This window comes from Marinomonas sp. IMCC 4694 (assembly GCF_008122525.1).
Classification (GTDB): Bacteria; Pseudomonadota; Gammaproteobacteria; order Pseudomonadales; family Marinomonadaceae; genus Marinomonas.
Map to the genome: position 1 here is coordinate 1,387,512 of NZ_VSRV01000001.1, position 19,888 is coordinate 1,407,399.

General features: G+C 46.5%; 7 protein-coding genes, 4 tRNA genes and 1 pseudogene. 7 read left to right on the forward strand and 5 right to left on the reverse strand.

The window, feature by feature from the left end:
* Positions 1-53: 53 nt before the first annotated feature.
* A complete protein-coding gene (locus FXV75_RS06300) occupies positions 54-905 on the reverse strand; it encodes a universal stress protein (RefSeq protein WP_148831701.1) in 852 nt (283 codons plus the stop codon).
* A gap of 56 nt (positions 906-961) precedes the next feature.
* A complete protein-coding gene (locus FXV75_RS06305) occupies positions 962-2,452 on the reverse strand; it encodes a SulP family inorganic anion transporter (protein WP_148831702.1) in 1,491 nt (496 codons plus the stop codon).
* A 439-nt stretch (positions 2,453-2,891) separates the two neighbouring features.
* On the opposite strand from FXV75_RS06305, the gene FXV75_RS06310 reads away from it, so the two are divergent.
* Complete coding sequence (locus tag FXV75_RS06310) at positions 2,892-14,030, forward strand: Ig-like domain-containing protein (protein ID WP_148831703.1); 11,139 nt, start codon at positions 2,892-2,894, stop codon at positions 14,028-14,030.
* 111 nt (positions 14,031-14,141) lie between these two features.
* Here the strand turns inward: FXV75_RS06310 and msrA are convergent, their stop codons facing one another.
* Positions 14,142-14,798: a peptide-methionine (S)-S-oxide reductase MsrA gene (msrA, locus tag FXV75_RS06315; protein ID WP_148831704.1), complete on the reverse strand. Its 657-nt coding sequence runs from the start codon at positions 14,796-14,798 to the stop codon at positions 14,142-14,144.
* A gap of 268 nt (positions 14,799-15,066) precedes the next feature.
* On the opposite strand from msrA, the gene FXV75_RS06320 reads away from it, so the two are divergent.
* From FXV75_RS06320 to umuC, 6 genes are all read left to right on the forward strand, one after another.
* Positions 15,067-15,143: transfer RNA gene (locus tag FXV75_RS06320), tRNA-Met, on the forward strand.
* A gap of 46 nt (positions 15,144-15,189) precedes the next feature.
* Positions 15,190-15,266, forward strand: a tRNA-Met gene (locus tag FXV75_RS06325).
* Between the two features lie 75 nt (positions 15,267-15,341).
* Positions 15,342-15,418: transfer RNA gene (locus FXV75_RS06330), tRNA-Met, on the forward strand.
* Between the two features lie 83 nt (positions 15,419-15,501).
* A tRNA-Met gene (locus tag FXV75_RS06335) sits at positions 15,502-15,578 on the forward strand.
* A gap of 933 nt (positions 15,579-16,511) precedes the next feature.
* On the forward strand, positions 16,512-16,961 hold the full coding sequence (gene umuD / locus FXV75_RS06340) for a translesion error-prone DNA polymerase V autoproteolytic subunit (protein WP_148831705.1): 450 nt from the start codon (positions 16,512-16,514) through the stop codon (positions 16,959-16,961).
* Complete coding sequence (gene umuC / locus FXV75_RS06345) at positions 16,958-18,229, forward strand: translesion error-prone DNA polymerase V subunit UmuC (RefSeq protein ID WP_148831706.1); 1,272 nt, start codon at positions 16,958-16,960, stop codon at positions 18,227-18,229. Before umuD ends, umuC begins: the two co-directional genes overlap by 4 nt.
* A 470-nt stretch (positions 18,230-18,699) precedes the next feature.
* Here the strand turns inward: umuC and FXV75_RS06350 are convergent, their stop codons facing one another.
* Positions 18,700-18,942 (reverse strand): type II toxin-antitoxin system ParD family antitoxin, encoded by a 243-nt coding sequence (locus FXV75_RS06350; protein WP_148831707.1) that lies wholly within the window; start codon positions 18,940-18,942, stop codon positions 18,700-18,702.
* A 391-nt stretch (positions 18,943-19,333) separates the two neighbouring features.
* Positions 19,334-19,642 (reverse strand): annotated as a pseudogene (locus FXV75_RS06355) (hypothetical protein); the annotation flags it as partial.
* Between the last annotated feature and the right edge of the window lie 246 nt (positions 19,643-19,888).

Below are 19,888 nucleotides of genomic sequence, written 5' to 3' on the forward strand. Positions count from 1 at the left end.
TGAGGCCAGTAAGCTTCATCTTTTGGGGCGTTGGTCACTCGTGAGCTTTTATATTAGCGAAGTATCAGCAAGGGAATATCGCTTTCAATGATCATTTTGCTGGTGTTGCTGCCGACAAAGAACTGTCGAACTTTGGAGTGAGCGTAAGCGCCCATGGCCATCAGTTCGATGTGGTTTTCTTTGCGGTATTGGGTCAGTACGGAATAAATATTACCTGGCGTTATTGAGGCGGTTACTTTAAAGCCTTCTTTTTGAAGGCGTTGTTTTGCTTGTTCTAGCTGCGCTTGTTTGGCGGAGGTGATGTCTCCTGCCATGACAAGGTGACAGGGCAGACCGGCCAGTAACGGGCTTTTTGCGATGCGGTCAATAGCATTGTCTGCGGCTTCGCGTCCGTCGTACGCGATCATGACGTTTTTTGGCGGTGTGAAATCGCCCACTGCGATGAGCAAAGGGCGATGGCAAGTGCGGGCAACGCGTTCTATGTGTGAGCCCACAGTGTGTGCGTTCATCGTGTGATCGGTGCCGATGCGGCCTAAGACGATAAGGCGCGTGTTTTTTTCCAAATACAATAAATTCTCGACGAGGTCGCCGTGGCGTTGCAAGGTGTCAACTTGTGTTGCACCAGCGGCTTTCGCGTCTTCGAAGGCCTGGTTAAGCATCAGCGTGCCATGTTCTAGTGCCAGCTTGGCACGCTTTTCATCCAGTGCGACCAGCTCGTCGAGTAAGTGTTCTCGACTGCCAAGGCCAATAGAACCAGACAAGTTGTCATCGGTTTTCACAACGTCTTTTTCTAAGGAATGCAGCAAGGTCAACGGCGCTTCCATTTGCTTGGTCGCCCAGACAGAGGCGCTAATAACGCACCCTGATAAAGACGATCCATCAATACAGGCGATTACATTTGTCATTTTGCACTCCTGGTTTTGGTGAGTGATAGGGTGAATGTTATTGTAGTGAGAGCGGCTTAATGGCCGCCCATGACTTTTTCAACTTCTTCGGGGTTGTTGTGAACGCCAAACTTATCTACCACAGTGGCGCTCGCTTCATTCATGCCGACCAAGTTAACCTCAGCGCCTTCACGGCGGAATTTAATCACGACTTTATCCAACGCAGAGACGGCCGTAATGTCCCAAAAGTGCGCTTCAGTCAAATCTATCGTAACCCGTTCAACGGCTTCTTTAAAATCAAAAGACGCCGTAAATTGATCTGATGACGCAAAAAAGACCTGTCCGATGACTTTGTAGGAGCGGTGCCCTGTTTGAACGCCGCATTCGTTCTTCACCACCATAAAACGCCCAATTTTGTGAGCGAAAAACAGCGACGCCAACAACACACCCACAAACACACCAATCGCCAGATTGTGTGTCGCCACAACGATAGAAACGGTGGCCAACATAACAATGTTTGTCGAAAGCGGGTGTTTTTTCAGGTTGATAACGGATTCCCATGAGAAGGTGCCAATGGAAACCATGATCATCACAGCGACTAAGGCCGCCATTGGGATTTGTCCGATTAGATCATCCAGAAACACCACCATGATCAACAGTAATAATCCCGCGATAAACGTAGACAAACGACCTCGTCCTCCCGATTTTACGTTGATAACCGATTGACCAATCATAGCGCAACCTGCCATGCCGCCCATTAAGCTGGAACCTATATTGGCGATGCCTTGGCCTTTACATTCACGGTTCTTGTCGCTGGTGGTGTCGGTAAATTCATCGACTATGGTGGCTGTCATCATGGATTCTAATAAACCGACGACCGCCAATCCTAAAGAATAAGGCAAAATGATCAGCAGTGTTTCCAAGTTAAGTGGCACGTCTGGCCACAAGAAAATAGGCAAAGTGTCGGGTAATTCGCCCATGTCGCTTACCGTGCGTATGTCTAAACCGTATGTCATGGCGAATACGGTCAACAAGACAATGCACACCAAGGGAGAGGGGACGGCTTTGCCAATCACTGGCAACAATGGAAATAAATAAATGATTCCCAGACCCGCCGCCGTCATGGCGTAAACATGCCAAGTGACGTTGGTGAGTTCAGGAAGTTGCGCCATGAAAATCAAAATGGCCAACGCATTGACGAAACCCGTGACCACAGATCGAGACACAAAGCGCATTAAAGAGCCCAGTTTTAAATACCCCGCGATGATCTGAAAAACACCGGTCAGTAAGCTGGCCGCTAATAAATACTCCAAACCATGGTCTTTTACTAACGTCACCATTAACAGCGCCATAGCACCGGTTGCCGCTGAAATCATTCCAGGCCGGCCGCCAACAAAGGAGATAATAACGGCAATGCAAAAAGAGGCGTACAGGCCAACTTTGGGGTCTACACCCGCAATAATAGAAAACGCAATGGCTTCTGGGATCAGGGCGAGCGCCACGACGGTGCCAGCGAGCGAGTCACCTTTGATGTTTGAGAGCCAGTCTCGTTTTATCGATTCGATCATGTGTTACCTTCTGTAAGACATGAAGGCCAAATTCAGCATCAGGCTGCTGTATTTGGCCTTCATTTGTTAAAAATTCGTAGGTGCTGTGTTTTGGTGTTCGCACACTCAATAAAACACATAGGACGAGCCAAAAGCTTAAAAAGCCAAGGGCTAATAAATTAGACAGTGGGTAATGTAATGTGCACTGAGGGAATAAGCACTACGCCCAAAATTTGCCAAAATTATAGAGAGTTGATCTTGGTATGGCAATGACAAGCACTCAGAAGCTCAATCGTTCAAAGAAAAAGTCCGTAAAACCCGTTTAATGGTCTGGAATCCGAAAAAAAAGCGCTCGACTGTACCAAGGTACAATGGCCGGGCGTGCGTGCTTCATCTATCTTAGTTGTCATTATACGAACATTTTGACTTTTACAGTCTCCTCAACTTTAGGGAAAACATCATGAGCGACAGTCAACAACCTTTTGCAACACTAGGCAATCCGATCGGTTTCGTCACAGTAATGAAAGGCAGCATTCTGGTTCGGTCTCTCGACGGCCAAGAGCGAGTGATAAAGCTGGGTGATCCTGTTTTCTTTGGGGAGATGGTTATCACTGCAGGTGGTGCAAGCGTCACCATTGAATTTACCAACGGCACTCAAGTGGTGATTGGTAACGATTCCATTGTCGAAATGACCGATGAAATTTATAACACAGGGAATGCCGACGATTTGGTCGCGGATTCTGCTGCAGAGGCGGCCGCTTTACAAGACGCTATATTAGCCGGGGTTGACCCGACATTAATTCAAGACGCGCCCGCAGCGGGTGAGGTTCAAGAAGAGCAAGATCGTTTTGACGTTGATATCGATCGTAATGACAACAGTGCGCAGGCTGGCTTTGGTAATGACACCTTAAGCAGTTTGCCTACGTACGGTTACGATACCGAAAATGGCAGTGGCTTAAACTCAGCGCCGAATATTGCGTCTTTTGCCCTTCGCGGTTTGGGTCGTAGCGCCGCTTCTGATAGCAGCACTGATAATGAAACGGGTTCAGGTTCAGGTTCTGGAGCCCTTGTGACGCCAAACGTCGCTCAGTTTGCTGATGGCTTGGTAAACGGTGTTTCGTACAGTACGTCCAGTGGATTGTCTGGTTTGACGGGCGATCAGGGGGCTGATGGGTCTTTCCAATACAATGATGGCGATATTATTACTTTTACCGTGGGTGCGGTTACGATTGCTGAATTTCCTGCATCGTCCATTCAGGGAAGTATCGTTTTTCTACAAGACATTGCCGGCGTAGACTTATCCAATACGAATCTTAATTATATTGAGAATATGGCGATTTTCTTACAAGCCATCAGTGAGGGTTTGCAAGATAGCGACAGTTCAGATGGCGTTCTGAATACCAACGACATCATCAATATGCCTTCGGCTAATACTACGCTCACCATTACACAAACGATGCGCGATGCTTTTGCTGATTATACGCTGAACATCAGTGACGCTGGCAAAGAGATGATTTCAGAGGCGCTTGCTCATGTGGGCATCGTATTTACTCGTGAAAGCGAATTATCGGATGGTTCTGGCCAAAACGTATTTGAAACGGATGCCGTCGAGCACCTTACCTCGACGATTAGCGAACTGGCTGGAGATCGTGCACCTTCTAGCTTTGATGAGCGCACCGTGGATACGATTGACATACCCGGTGGGCAAGTTAGCTACAACTACAGTCAAGTGGATGGCGAGATTACCTTTTTAGCCAGTGATCTGCTGGCCGGTGCGGTGGCTAAGCAAGTTGTGGCGGAAAACTTGTTGGTGTCCAACGTGAGTTTGTCAAGCGCTTACGCAGGAATTGGGACCTTAGTTGATAACGGTGATGGCTCTTATACGATCGCATTGAACGAAGGCATTGATCAATACGACCTTGAGGGATTAAGCCTAGATTATCGTGTGGAAGATTGGACAGTATTCAAAGAGGTTACTTCCTCAACATTGGATACGTTTAAATCTCACCTGTCTACCGATGTACAGTCTGTTTCAGAAGGTGACGATTACAACCAATTTACCCTCTCTAGCACCTTGTCTTTTGACGATAGCCAAACCCTTAGAATTACCTTTACCAGTGAAAACCTCAGTGCAGAACTGGGTAAGCAAATTGCCGAATACGCCGATGATTACTCTATGCCGGTTGAATATTCAACAGACGGTGGGGCTACGTGGATTGCAGTAACGCTTGACTCAGTTGAATTTAGAGACAGCGTTGCTTGGCCAACATTTAGTATGGAGCTACCTGCGGGCAGTACCTCTATAGATGTGCGTATTCCTATTTTTGATGACGTTAAGGTGGAAGGTACCGAGTACTTTGATGCCGTCATTACAGGTGATAACTTCTACGATGAATCTGTTTCGTTTGAAATTATTGATAATGATACTGTCGAAGCGACAGGTCCGGTCGTTTCTATTAACTACGTTTATGCGGTAGAAGGTCAGGAGTTCGCGGAATACACCGTGTCTTTAAGTACAGCGTCTACGACGGAAGTGACGGTTGATTATGACGCCATCGGCGTTGGTGCAACGGCAGGTGTGGATTATACCGACTACATTGGAACCCTTACTTTTGCGCCAGGCGAGACTGAGAAAGTCATCCGCATTGCGATTACTGACGATACAGAAATAGAAGACATGGAAATGGCGTTTGTTACCTTATCAAACGTAACGGGTGACGCTGTTTTGGGTGATGTGCAGGGCTCCCTGCGTATTTTTGATAACGACGCGCCATCTACATTGGATGTGCAGCTTAGTATTGATGACATTACCACCGACAATGTGATCAATAAATCAGAATCAGAAGGCACTATTACCATTACGGGTAATGTTACTGGTACAGACTTCAGTATGGCCATCGTCACATTGACCGTAAATGGACAGACTTACTCTATTAAAACGGCTGTCGACGGGACATACAGCCTTACATTAGGTGCCAGCGAACTGACCAGCGACAGCGACCTAGTCATTGAAGGTAAAGTAAACGCTTTCGATAATAATGGTAATCGTGGTGAAGCAACGGCTACCCATACATACACCCTAGACCTTGCTGCTGAAGCCGGCACCGTGTCCATCGACGCCATTACCTCCGACGACATCATCAACGCAACAGAATCGGCACAAACCATCACTGTTACCGGCACAGCAACCGGCGGCGACATCGCAGAAGGCGACGCCGTCACCATGACCATCAACGAAACAGCCTACACAACCACCGTCGATTCAGAGGGTAAATGGTCTGTTGATGTTACAGGTTCTGATCTGGTAGCGGATACAGCGTTTGATGCAGTTGTGTCGTCTTCTGACGCTGCTGGTAATACGGTTAATAGTGTTGGTACTTCGACTCATACGGTTGATGTTGATATTAATGGACGAATGTCTATATCAGATGACATTATTTCTGCTGCTGAAGCTCAAGGTACTGTAGCTATTACTGGGATTGTTTCTGGGGATGTGAAAAATGGCGATATAGTTACTCTTACTTTAAATGGTAAAGAGTATTCTGGCTCCGTTACTAATCGTTTGTTTAGCATAGATGTTGCTGGTAGTGATCTTGCCCAAGATTCAGATAGACGTATCGATGCAACAATTACTCTGAGCGACAATGCAGGGAATATTCTTGTTGTAACTGCTAACTCAAATTACCAAGTTGATACGACGGCAGCGAGTGCGCCAACGGTTAGCATCGTTGACGATACAGATAATGATGGTCTGATCAGCAAAGACGAGTTGGGCAATAACAACGTCCAAGTGAGTGTGGCGGTGAATGCGGCGGATCTTGCGGCAGGCGGATCAGTGACGTTGAGCATCGGTAATGGCGATAGCGATAACACCGTGACGTTGAGCGCAGCGGATCTGTCTGAGAATGACACTTACAGCTACGACGCCGAGACGGGCACGATCACGTGGACAGAAAGCGTGGCGGAAGGTGCGCAGATCACAGTCACGGCGACACAAACGGATGCGGCGGGCAACGAGTCTGGTACAGGTTCAGACAGTGCGGCGATGGACAGCACAGCGGGCACAATCAGCATCAATGCGATCGCGACCGACGACGTGGTGGATGACAGCGAAGACGACAGCGTGACGCTAAGCGGCTCAACGACAGGCATCGAAGAAGGCCAAGTTGTGAGCGTGAGCGTGGTTGATGCGGACAATGAGGTTGTTTACAGCAACACAGCCACAGTAGACGCAGACGGCAACTGGTCAATCAGCGGCGTGGACATGAGCGAGTTCGCAGATGAAGCGAGCTACACAGTGAAAGCGGATGTGAGCGATGCGGCGGGCAACGCGGCGGAACAAGCGACTCGCGACTTCGACACAGAAGACAGCACAGCGGGCACAATCAGCATCAATGCGATCGCGACCGACGACGTGGTGGATGACAGCGAAGACGACAGCGTGACGCTAAGCGGCTCAACGACAGGCATCGAAGAAGGCCAAGTTGTGAGCGTGAGCGTGGTTGATGCGGACAATGAGGTTGTTTACAGCAACACAGCCACAGTAGACGCAGACGGCAACTGGTCAATCAGCGGCGTGGACATGAGCGAGTTCGCAGATGAAGCGAGCTACACAGTGAAAGCGGATGTGAGCGATGCGGCGGGCAACGCGGCGGAACAAGCGACTCGCGACTTCGACACAGAAGACAGCACAGCGGGCACAATCAGCATCAATGCGATCGCGACCGACGACGTGGTGGATGACAGCGAAGACGACAGCGTGACGCTAAGCGGCTCAACGACAGGCATCGAAGAAGGCCAAGTTGTGAGCGTGAGCGTGGTTGATGCGGACAATGAGGTTGTTTACAGCAACACAGCCACAGTAGACGCAGACGGCAACTGGTCAATCAGCGGCGTGGACATGAGCGAGTTCGCAGATGAAGCGAGCTACACAGTGAAAGCGGATGTGAGCGATGCGGCGGGCAACGCGGCGGAACAAGCGACTCGCGACTTCGACACAGAAGACAGCACAGCGGGCACAATCAGCATCAATGCGATCGCGACCGACGACGTGGTGGATGACAGCGAAGACGACAGCGTGACGCTAAGCGGCTCAACGACAGGCATCGAAGAAGGCCAAGTTGTGAGCGTGAGCGTGGTTGATGCGGACAATGAGGTTGTTTACAGCAACACAGCCACAGTAGACGCAGACGGCAACTGGTCAATCAGCGGCGTGGACATGAGCGAGTTCGCAGATGAAGCGAGCTACACAGTGAAAGCGGATGTGAGCGATGCGGCGGGCAACGCGGCGGAACAAGCGACTCGCGACTTCGACACAGAAGACAGCACAGCGGGCACAATCAGCATCAATGCGATCGCGACCGACGACGTGGTGGATGACAGCGAAGACGACAGCGTGACGCTAAGCGGCTCAACGACAGGCATCGAAGAAGGCCAAGTTGTGAGCGTGAGCGTGGTTGATGCGGACAATGAGGTTGTTTACAGCAACACAGCCACAGTAGACGCAGACGGCAACTGGTCAATCAGCGGCGTGGACATGAGCGAGTTCGCAGATGAAGCGAGCTACACAGTGAAAGCGGATGTGAGCGATGCGGCGGGCAACGCGGCGGAACAAGCGACTCGCGACTTCGACACAGAAGACAGCACAGCGGGCACAATCAGCATCAATGCGATCGCGACCGACGACGTGGTGGATGACAGCGAAGACGACAGCGTGACGCTAAGCGGCTCAACGACAGGCATCGAAGAAGGCCAAGTTGTGAGCGTGAGCGTGGTTGATGCGGACAATGAGGTTGTTTACAGCAACACAGCCACAGTAGACGCAGACGGCAACTGGTCAATCAGCGGCGTGGACATGAGCGAGTTCGCAGATGAAGCGAGCTACACAGTGAAAGCGGATGTGAGCGATGCGGCGGGCAACGCGGCGGAACAAGCGACTCGCGACTTCGACACAGAAGACAGCACAGCGGGCACAATCAGCATCAATGCGATCGCGACCGACGACGTGGTGGATGACAGCGAAGACGACAGCGTGACGCTAAGCGGCTCAACGACAGGCATCGAAGAAGGCCAAGTTGTGAGCGTGAGCGTGGTTGATGCGGACAATGAGGTTGTTTACAGCAACACAGCCACAGTAGACGCAGACGGCAACTGGTCAATCAGCGGCGTGGACATGAGCGAGTTCGCAGATGAAGCGAGCTACACAGTGAAAGCGGATGTGAGCGATGCGGCGGGCAACGCGGCGGAACAAGCGACTCGCGACTTCGACACAGAAGACAGCACAGCGGCGGGTGCGCCAGGCGTCACGATCACAGAAGATGTGAACGACAACGGCTACATCAGCGCAGCGGAGCTAGATGGTGATGTGAACGTGATCGTTTCTCTAACGGGCACCAATGCGGTACGTGGTGATACCTTGACGGTGAACGGCGCGGCTATCGTACTGACAGACGCTCAAATCGAAGCGGGCGAAGTGTTGACGATGGTAGCGGCGCCAGCAGAAGGCGCGACGTTGAGCGTGACGGCGACCATTACGGATGTTGCGGGTAACACGTCAGCGGAAGGTTCAGACAGTGCGACGATGGATACGACCGCGCCAGAAAATGGAGATGGTGTTAATACAATCTCATTTGAGACTAATGGTGATATTTATTTAAATAAAATTGAAAGTGGCTCTACGGATTTGACTGGTAAGGTTGAGTCAGGAGCTTCCGTAGTTGGTATTGTGATCACGGATAGCGCGAATCCTGCCAATACATTATCTGTTCCTGCCTCTGCTATATCAGTCGATAGCGAAGGTAATGTGTCTGTCGAAGGGCTTGATTTAGCTGGTTTAGTTGATGGTTCATTAACTGTTTCTATGTCTGTTGTTGATGCAGCGGGTAACGAAGGTAATGTTACTAATACTGCTATTTTAGATACTACTATTACAGCCGCTTTGTATTTTGATTACGTTACTGAGGACGGTATTGTTAATGCTATAGAGTCTCAGGGAACGGTTACTTTAACTGGTATCTTTGCTGTTGAAAATGACACTAATGCTAAGGATATTGTCGTTACGATCAATGGGCATGAATACATGGTTAAAGCGGAAGACATTCAGAGTGATGGAGGTTTTTCTTTAGAAGTTACGGGTTCCGATTTAGCTAGTGATTCTGATCATAAACTACAGGTAACAGCACGGTTTGAAGATGATGCTGGTAATACCATTATCATTGAAACTGGTGGTGGTCTTAACTACTCAGTTGATCTATATGTCGCTCCTCCAGTCATTACGTCAGTTACTGATGACTCAATATCTTCTGATTACTCTAAGGTGACTTTGCACGGTACTGGTGAGGTTGGTGCTGTTATTACATTGTGGGTTATTTCTGGATCGACAACGGCTGGTAATGATACTAATGAAACAGGTGAATACACTGAGTTAACCAGTGTTACTACGACGGTATCGAGTGATGGAACTTGGTCTTTGGATGTTTCAAGCCTTACTGATACACCAGTAAACGATAATGAGTTCTTCAAAGTAACTCAAACGGACACTGCAGGTAATGTCAGCGGAGACTCTAATATTGTTCATTACTGGCATGGTGATTGGACAAGTGTGAGTACAGAAACCGGTGATGATTTTGTGTTGCTAGGTAGTGGCGACGATACCGTCACAGTTGATGTCAATGACGACTCTGACTCTCTCACGGTTGATGGTGGTGCAGGTAATGATATAGCGGTGTTCTCTTCTGCGCTTTCAGAAATGCAATCTATAACATTAGATGATGCTGGTAATGTCGTTATTGTTGATGATCATGGTGACACTAATACCTTTATCGACTTCGAGTCGTTCTCGTTTGATGATGATACTTATACTAAAGATGAGTTATTTGCTCCACATGCTTATGATGATGAGGCAACAACTGATGAGGACAGTGTCGCGATTACTATTGATGTACTTTCTAACGATGTGGATTTTGACAGTCCGACTTTAACCATAACGGATGCAGACGTATCAGCGTCAGAGGGGACGGTCACGATTGTTGACGGTAAGTTAGAGTTTACACCTGCGGCAAATTTCAATGGTGAGGCGACGATTACCTATTCGGTTAGTGATGGCACAACAACTGACACAGCAACGGTCAGCGTGACTGTGAATGCAGTTGACGATGCGGTTGACGCGGTAAACGATTCTGTGACGGTTGCCGAAGACGGCAGCATTACGCTGAATCTAATCGATAATGACAGTGCGCCAGATGGAGGGTTAGAAGTTACGGCGATCAACGACGTTGAATTAACCGGCGAATCGCAAACGATCAGTGTTAACAATGGCAGTGTCGTGATCGCGGCAACGGGTGAAATGACGTTCGAGCCAGCAGCGGACTTCAGTGGTGATATCAGCTTTGACTATGATGTAAAAGACACCGATGGTTCCACAGATACTGCGACGGTTAGTGTTACTGTGAATGCCGTGGCGGATGCTCCAATTATTACTGAGTCGAGTAATAGTAGCTCTCCAGGTATTGCCTACTCTTTGTGGAGTGGTGTTTATGCGGGGGATGCAAATGGTGACGGTGTGGTAGACTTTGATGGTAATGGTGCAAGTGTCGAGCAGCTGACTGCATTGCTAGAATCAACGCAGAATACTATACCATCTGATGACAGTGGCGTTATTGGGAAAGTTTCTCCAATTAACGATATTCAACAGGGAACGCTTGCTGTTGCGACAACGTATGTCTATTTAGTAGCCGGTTCATCATATAGCTTCTCAGGAAATGCTGATGATAGTTTTTATGTGAAAGTCGGTGGTGATTTGGTTGCGGAGGCTCAGTGGGATAATGGAAATACAGCAATTGAATCCAGTGTATTAACGGTCTCTGAGTCAGGTTATTACCCTGTTGAAATTGCGTACCATAATCAAAATGGTGGTGGTTGTATTAATCTCGCTGTCAGTATTAATGGCGGTTATCCCCAAGACTTTGGCACAGATTCTTTTTCTATGTACCCAACGTCTACCATTCCAAATGCTGGCAAGGCGGTTTATGAAGAAGATGGGGTCACTGTTGATCATTACTTAATGTTGAATTCTGGTTATGAGGACTCCTCGGTTCAATTAGAGGCCTTCACCATCAGTTTGGCTGATCAAGATGGATCGGAAACATTAAATACCATTCTTTCTGGTGCGCCTGAAGGAACGTCAATTACCATTGATGGTAAAGAATACGTATTTGATGAAAACAAAATGGTTGATGTTGGTAATGAGACCGATTTCACCAACGTTACTTTGCAGACGCCAGAAAATTACAATGGAACCTTCACAATTAGTTTGACTGCCACGTCTACTGAGACGAGTAATGCTGATACGGTAGAGATGTCGAAAGATATTAGTGTGACGGTGTACGCTGTGAATGACGCCCCTGTTATATCAATCACTTCTGGTGATTCTGAGTTTGTAACTGTGTCGGAAGAAGGGCTTGAAAACGGTAACAGTGATTCTGAACAGCCAGTTGAGGCATCTGGTACTGTTTCGATTTCGGATATTGATTCAGCTACGTTTAGTATGTCGCTGGTTCCTCCTACAGCTGTTTACAAATCCAATGGCATCGACATCACTTGGGTAATCAATGGTGATGGTGATTTGGTCGGTAGTGCTGGCGACGACACAATTGTCACCATCAGTATTACGGATGTTGTTGATGGTAAGGCAACGTATACAGCTACCCTGACTGGCTCGGTAGATCATGCTGATCCTACAAGTGAAGATTCCCTTTCTATTGATTTTGGTATTGTTGCTACGGATGGTTCTGGGGCAGTGTCTACTAAGCAGAATGTTTCTGTTGTTATAGAGGATGATGCGCCTGAAAGTTCGGCGGATTTGTATTATTCAACTATCTTAGGGGAAGGGAATGATGCAACGGTCAATGGAACCTTTAATCTCGCAACCAATGAAAAGTACAAAGATTCGATTTGTATTTCAGATGCAAGCACTGGTAACAGTATAACAATTACAGCTAAAGGTGTTGCAGGCAGTGATATAGCTGGGGTTTATAGTGATGAGAATGGTGTTGGTGTGGCTTCTTATGATGTCAATCATTCTAGTAATCATGGACCCACTTACCATCAAGAAGCTCGATATGATGGTGAAATTGACTATGTCTACAATGATGGTCAATGGTCATCTGAGCAAATCATCGTTTCATTAGGTGAAGGTGAGGTTGCTTATTCCGCTAGTGTTGAATTAACCGATATGTATGGCGGTGGCGGTGAACTCGAATCGGGCGTTGCGTATTTCTACCGCGATGGTGAGCTAATTGCGACTCAGACTTTTAGTTCTGACCAAATTAGTGGAGATTATACGACTAACTTTTCTGTTTCAGAGGGTGGGTTTGATAAGATCGTATTTGAAGCAACCGCCAATGGAAATAGTGCTGATAGTGATAATAGTGACTTTTCAATTAAGTCTATTACCCTGGGGGGTAGCTCAAGCAGTGAGCCTATCTCTACTGCATCCGGTAAGATCGTTGGAGATTTTGGTGCAGATGGATTGGGCTCTATTAGTCTTACATCTGGTGAAGCTGGCACATCAAACGGTAAGACCGTTACAGTTAATGTATCCACAGATGGTAATACTATTACAGCGATAGATTCTAATGGCACTGTCGTGTATGAAGTTCACCTTACTCCAGCAACAGGCCTTTGGGAGTTTTATCAATACGAGGAGTTTGACGCTGGCAATGGAGTTATTGATTTTACCTACACTGTCACCGATGCTGACGGTGACTCGGCAGTAAGTACATTGCATTTGAATATGAGTACTTTCTTCGAAAACGTAGCGTCCAATTTAGACTCTAATCTTGCATGGTTTGAATCTAATACAGGCATTGAAGATACAACGCCAGACTCGCTGCAGGCAAACAATACAACGACATGGGATGATGATATTAAAGGTTCAGATATTACTGGGACGAGTAATAATGACACCATAGATGGTAATGCTGGTGATGATCATATTAAAGGTATGAATTTACAAGATACGCTAATTGGTGGCAGTGGATCTGATTGGCTTGAAGGTGGGGATGACGACGATAAACTATATGGAGGTGAGCAAACCACTTCTAATAGTTCTGGTAGTTCTTCTGATCGATTAGACGGTGGTGCGGGCCAAGACAAACTATATGGTGGTGGCGGCGACGACTTCTTACTTGGTGGCGACGGTACCGATACATTATTTGGTGGTGATGGCAACGACGTGCTTATTGGAGGACAGGGTCAAGACACGATGACAGGTGGTGCAGGTCAAGATTTGTTTATTTTGACTGATGATGGTGTGGATACCATTACGGACTTCAATGCCTCTGAAGATGCATTGGATATAAGCGATTTGCTGACACTGCCTAGTGATGTGAATAGTGCAGACCAAGACGCTGTAACGGCTTATTTAAATGAGCAAGTTACAATTAACAAGGATGGCAAAATGTCTGTTGATAACAAAGATGTTGTTAGTTTTGGAACAAGCTCGGATCTTGACTCCAATGACAGTGGTAGCGTCACCACTGCAGACTCCATCAAAGTCATCTACAACGACCAAGAGTACAACATCAATATTGATGGTTAATCTGGGTCTAAATAGACGTTACTAAAAAAGGCCGAATCGTTTTGCGATTCGGCCTTTTCGTTTTTATGACTTGTTTCTTTTAGAAAATGATTGTTTCCAGTTACTTAAAAGTTACACGTTTAAGCCGATAGGACAGCTTACGCCTGTTCCAGCTAAACCACAGTACCCATTTGGATTCTTGTGAAGATACTGTTGGTGATACTCTTCAGCGAAGTAGTAGGTGTCGAGTGGTTCAATTTCGGTGGTGATCATGCCGTGGCCAGCGCTGAGCAGTTCTTTTTGAAAGGCTGCTTTACTGGCTTCTACGATTTCCATATCTTTATTGTTGGTTGTGTAAATGACGGAGCGATATTGGCTGCCTATGTCGTTGCCTTGGCGCATGCCTTGAGTAGGATCGTGGTTTTCCCAAAATACCTTTAAAACACCTTCTAGGGAGATAATGGAAGTATCAAACACCACCTGCACGACTTCGCTGTGACCAGTCTGCCCCGAACACACCTCTTTATAAGTAGGGTTTGGCGTGAAGCCGCCCGCGTAACCAACAGAAGTAACCAGTACGCCAGGTGTATTCCACAGCTTGCGCTCAGCACCCCAGAAACAACCCATGCCAAGAATAACGCTCGCTTCTTTATTATCTAAAGAGCGGGTAAAGGGTTCACCATTAACAGCGTGAATCCCAGAAATTTCCAATGGTGCCTTTCGGCCCGGTAACGCTTCCTCTTGGCTTGGAATACCGGACTTTTTCAAGATATCTGCAATTTTTGTCATAGCGGTCTCTTAGTTGATGTAGTAGAAAGATTCAGATGGTTATTTTTTACATTGAGTAAAGAAGGGTTACAAGTACTTTACGGCTCTGATGTGATTCGAGTTTAAAAATACAAATAGAAAAACTATTTTCACTTAACTTCATATCTCTCGTAAAACACACTTGACTCTTGCTCCGATCTCCCTATAATACGCACCTCGTTAGCACGGGTTACGCATTTATGGTAATTCATTAACTGTCCAGAAACAGTTAAGTGCAACAAAGATTAGTCGCGGGATGGAGCAGTCTGGTAGCTCGTCGGGCTCATAACCCGAAGGTCGTAGGTTCGAATCCTGCTCCCGCAACCAACTAATCGAATGAAATTGTCAGTGATTCTTGAAAGAATTAATTTGTCGCGGGATGGAGCAGTCTGGTAGCTCGTCGGGCTCATAACCCGAAGGTCGTTGGTTCGAATCCGGCTCCCGCAACCATACAGGTTAATTTGGTCACAACAATTCAACGTCAAAAAAGATAAAAACCTAAACTATATCAATAGCTTAGTATGTCGCGGGATGGAGCAGTCTGGTAGCTCGTCGGGCTCATAACCCGAAGGTCGTTGGTTCGAATCCGGCTCCCGCAACCAACTAGAATCAGTCTAGTTTGGTCACATAGTTTTATCTTACATTTCTGAAAATAAGCTATATATATATCAATAGTTTAGAATGTCGCGGGATGGAGCAGTCTGGTAGCTCGTCGGGCTCATAACCCGAAGGTCGTTGGTTCGAATCCGGCTCCCGCAACCATTTCAAATTATACTTTTAAAAAATATCCTTCCATATCAGTGCTTTACTTAAAATACCCGGCTTTATTTCGATAAGTCTTTGTAGTGTTTTGTCTGTAGAGTGAGTCATTATAGGTACTCGTTTTTACACCGATACACGCTTGCTGCAGTCACCAGATTGATTAAATATTACCATCTGACCTTCAATGTCATCTTTTTTAGATTTTTTGTAAATCGTCGGTCCAAAAAGACAAAACAGGCTTAAAATTCCATGTGGCGAATCTGTGACCAAATTGTGACCAAAACGTTTATTTTGACGTGAAATTCTTTGCAAGGAAACTGTCAGTTTTTTACTTTAATTGACACCAAATGAGGAAGTTGTGAGCTTAGGGCAGTTTTGGTTTTCTGAGATAGCGCTAATCTTGTGGTCACATTTTTGTGTGACCAGAAAGACCATTAATGGACTTAAATAGTCTTTATTCTAAATGTTCTATTACTCTCTAACTTGTTGTATTTTATTGATATTTTTGACTGATGCCTATCTGTCAGTCAGAAGTTTTGTAGAAGGCTCTTGTGACCAATTTCTCTAACACAAAATAAATAAAGCCTCCTGTTTTCTAGCTTCTACAATAACGCCATACAACTTTTTCGTAACCGTTCACTCTCTGGCCCTCAAGCGGTGACTGTTTCGACGGAGGGCGGTTATCAGATGCTTCCAGTTCATCATAAAGCCCAGTCTGGTTAATCTACTCTTCAGTAGAGTTCAGTCACTCTAACTTCACCGAGTCTGCGCATTTAGGGTCTCATTCTGGGCGTTGTGTCGGAGTCAAGAATGATGCTCCCCCCTGATCTCAGTGCAAACATTCGGAAATCCTGTCTCTTGTAAAAATTCGCTTGGTCATTTGTACCACTTAAAACTATACTGTATAAATATACAGTTATTTTGGTGTTGATCATGCGTGTGACGTATCTTGGTGTGTCTGAGTCGGCGGTGTTTATCGCGGCCAATAGTGTGCGAATCCCTTTGTATGTGGATTCGGTATCAGCGGGGTTTCCTTCGCCTGCTCAGGACTTTGTTGAAAAGTCCTTAGACTTAAATGAGTTCTGTGTAGCTCACCCAAACGCGACTTTTTATGTGCGCGCTCAGGGTGATTCTATGGTTGATGTGGGCATTTATTCGGGTGATGTGTTGGTAGTCGATCGCTCGTTAACCGCACGTCATGGGGATATTGTGATCGCCTGTATTCATGGGGAGATGACGGTGAAAACGCTGGAGCTAAAACCTAATGTACTGCTTCGTCCGAAAAATAAAGCTTACAAAGCGATTCATATTACTGAAGAGTCTGGGCTGGAAATCTTCGGTGTGGTCACGGGCGTGGTTCGTAAGTACGAGCGCGGCGGATGAAAACAGTCTTTGCTTTGGTCGATTGCAATAATTTTTACGCCAGTTGCGAGAAGTTGTTTCGGCCAGATTTAAAAAACACGCCTGTTGTGGTGTTGTCGAATAACGATGGTTGTATTGTCGCACGTTCTAAAGAAGTAAAAGCGCTTGGCATCAAGATGGGCGTGCCTATGTTTCAGGTTCAGGACGAGATACGAAAGCACGGCATTGTGTGCTTTTCGTCGAACTATGCACTGTATGCTGATTTATCCAATCGGGTGATGACGATCCTGGAAGAAGCGGCGCCACGGCTGGAGGTCTATTCCATCGATGAGGCTTTTATGGATTTAACGGGTGTTGATCATATTACGGATTTGCTGGCGTTCGGCAAGCAAGTAAAAGCTAAGGTCGACCAATGGACAGGCATTACGGTAGGTATTGGTATCGCGCCTACTAAGACGCTGGCGAAGTTGGCTAATCATGCAGCGAAGAAATACCCGGCAACCGGTTCGGTGGTGGATTTGATGGACTCTGATAGACAAAAGCGATTATTGGCAATTGTGGATGTAAGTGATGTATGGGGTGTTGGTTGTCGTACCACGGCAAAGTTAAAGGCGAGGGGGATTCATACCGCGTTCGATCTGGCGAACGCGGATCCTAAATCGATTCGACGTGAGTTTTCTGTGGTGTTGGAGCGAACCGTTCGGGAGTTGAATGGTGTGTCGTGCTTGGATTTAGAATTAGTGAGGCCGACAAAGCAGCAGATTATTTGCAGCCGATCATTTGGTCATAAGGTGACAGACAAGCGCGAAATGTGGGAAGCCATTGCTAAGTACACCACCAGAGCCGCCGAGAAACTGCGTGAGGAAAAGCGTCTTTGTCGCGTGGTAAATGTGTTTATTCGAACCAGTCCTTTTATTCCTAATGAACCGCAGTATTCAAAAACTCTCTCTGTAGAGCTCCCCAACCCAACCGACGATACGCGAGACTTATTAGAAGTGGCCAACGTGCTGTTTAATCGACTTTGGTGTGAAGGCTTTCGTTATATAAAAGCTGGCGTGATGCTGGCTGATTTCTACGAACATGGCGCCTTTCAACAAGATTTATTCCAAACAGACAACACGAGAATGAACTCAAAAGCACTGATGCGTGTCGTAGATAAAATCAACCACCGCGGCTTCGGCAAGGTTTTTTTCGCTTCGCAAGGCGTGTCAGCTCAGTGGGCGATGAAACGAGATTATCTTTCGCCGTCCTACACGACTAAGTGGGATGAGTTGCCAAAGGTTTTTTGAACTGAAATGTAGAAAATAGCAATAAGATATTAGCGTTAAGAGGCACCGGGCCACTTTCTGCGAGCTCACTAGCAGGAATAATATAAGACGGAAAAAATTTCGTCGTGGTCGTGATTTTGCCGGAGACTATTACAACATCGAGCTTTTCCGTGCTAAGGTCTTGCCTTAACAGGGTGTTATGGTTCTTCAAAGTTAAGTTCAATATCCATACCTTTATGAAGAACGCGCACAATTAGGGTTACATCATTAACTTTATCATAAAATATTGTATGATTTTCAAACCGATGTTTTTTAAACCTTTAGCAACATCATTACACAGGGCGCAAGCTAAAGGATTTTCAGCTAAAAAATGAATACCAGATCCAAGCTTTTGAGATAGGTTCTTCGTTGTTATGCTCCCCATACTTTTTGAGTGTAACCGGCAACAGTTTTCAAATCTTTGCGTGCAGCTCTGGAAACTGAAAACGTATTCATTTGCCAAGGTCTTCATCAATCTCTTGCATCAAGCTGTCGTAGCTATACTCGGCTGAACCACTAGCGCGCCCTTCTTCTATCAATACTCGCAAGGCTTCAAGCTTAAGCTTTTCATCTTCTAATTTACGCAAGCCTGCGCGTACAACCTCACTCGCAGAGCCATATCGCCCTGTACTTAACTGGTTGGCAATAAATACGTCAAAGTGTTCACCAAGGGTAATGCTTGTATTTTTAGCCATGTCACACCTCATAAGTACCAATATATACCTAATCATGGTACATGCCCCATGGCAAGTCAATCAAGTACGCTCCATCGGTGCTGGCCTCAGAAAATCTGCACTACGCGGGGTATTTAGGCGTTAATCCCTGTATTTGATCTTTTATGAATGTCTCTCTATGAGGTACTTTCGAGTAGGTGATATTTATAAAATTTGAGCTACTTACAACACGCCACGATTAATTTGAAGCCAGTGAAAAGTCATCCAGGTACGACTGGTTAGAAGTTCATGTTAATGTGTTCGAACACTTCGGGTATGTGCCATAGCCATCAGAAGTTGGCCAATCATTATCAAATGGGGTATCGCTTTGAAAGGCTTGCTTAACAAAGCCTTATAGGCTTTTTTGCTGTTAGATATACCAAGAGTAACTGGCGCCGCGTGGACAGCCGCGCGGTTCGTGATTGGGCAAATCAGGTCGAGTGCGTGGGTAATCGGTCTGTTGCGTTTCCCAAGTGATCAAGCCATCTTTCACATAAATTTTCCAGCTGCAAGAGCCGGTGCAATTCACGCCGTGGGTGGAGCGCACAATTTTATCGTGCTGCCAGCGCTGGCGATAACCTTGCTCCCAGGTGCGATCTTCATTAGTGGTAACGCCATGCCCATCGGCAAAACTTTCTTGGCGTTTTTTTAAAAAACGTAATTTATCGAGAAGATGGCTCATTGCGTAACGGCTCCAAAAAGGCAAGCAAACTTTTATTCGTTTTTGAACAAACTGCTTAGGGTTTACGATTGACGCTTCAATACTGCGCCAAAGTTTACACCACGGCTAGTCGAGTAAAAGCGGCTCTAAAAGCCCTTTCTACCACTTTGTGGGTAGCTTTATTTTTAGTTAGTGAATTGATTTGTTTGAATTTTTGTATTTTTCTGTGTGTGTATGTCGAGTGCTTTAAGCGCCACTGGCGCGGAG

Excerpts from the sequence above, each read along its gene's own strand:
- umuD (WP_148831705.1), top strand. The coding sequence starts at position 16,512 with ATGCGTGTGACGTATCTTGGTGTGTCTGAGTCGGCGGTGTTTATCGCG.
- FXV75_RS06310 (WP_148831703.1), top strand. The coding sequence starts at position 2,892 with ATGAGCGACAGTCAACAACCTTTTGCAACACTAGGCAATCCGATCGGT.
- FXV75_RS06350 (WP_148831707.1), bottom strand. The coding sequence starts at position 18,942 with ATGGCTAAAAATACAAGCATTACCCTTGGTGAACACTTTGACGTATTT.
- msrA (WP_148831704.1), bottom strand. The coding sequence starts at position 14,798 with ATGACAAAAATTGCAGATATCTTGAAAAAGTCCGGTATTCCAAGCCAA.
- FXV75_RS06305 (WP_148831702.1), bottom strand. The coding sequence starts at position 2,452 with ATGATCGAATCGATAAAACGAGACTGGCTCTCAAACATCAAAGGTGAC.
- FXV75_RS06300 (WP_148831701.1), bottom strand. The coding sequence starts at position 905 with ATGACAAATGTAATCGCCTGTATTGATGGATCGTCTTTATCAGGGTGC.
- umuC (WP_148831706.1), top strand. The coding sequence starts at position 16,958 with ATGAAAACAGTCTTTGCTTTGGTCGATTGCAATAATTTTTACGCCAGT.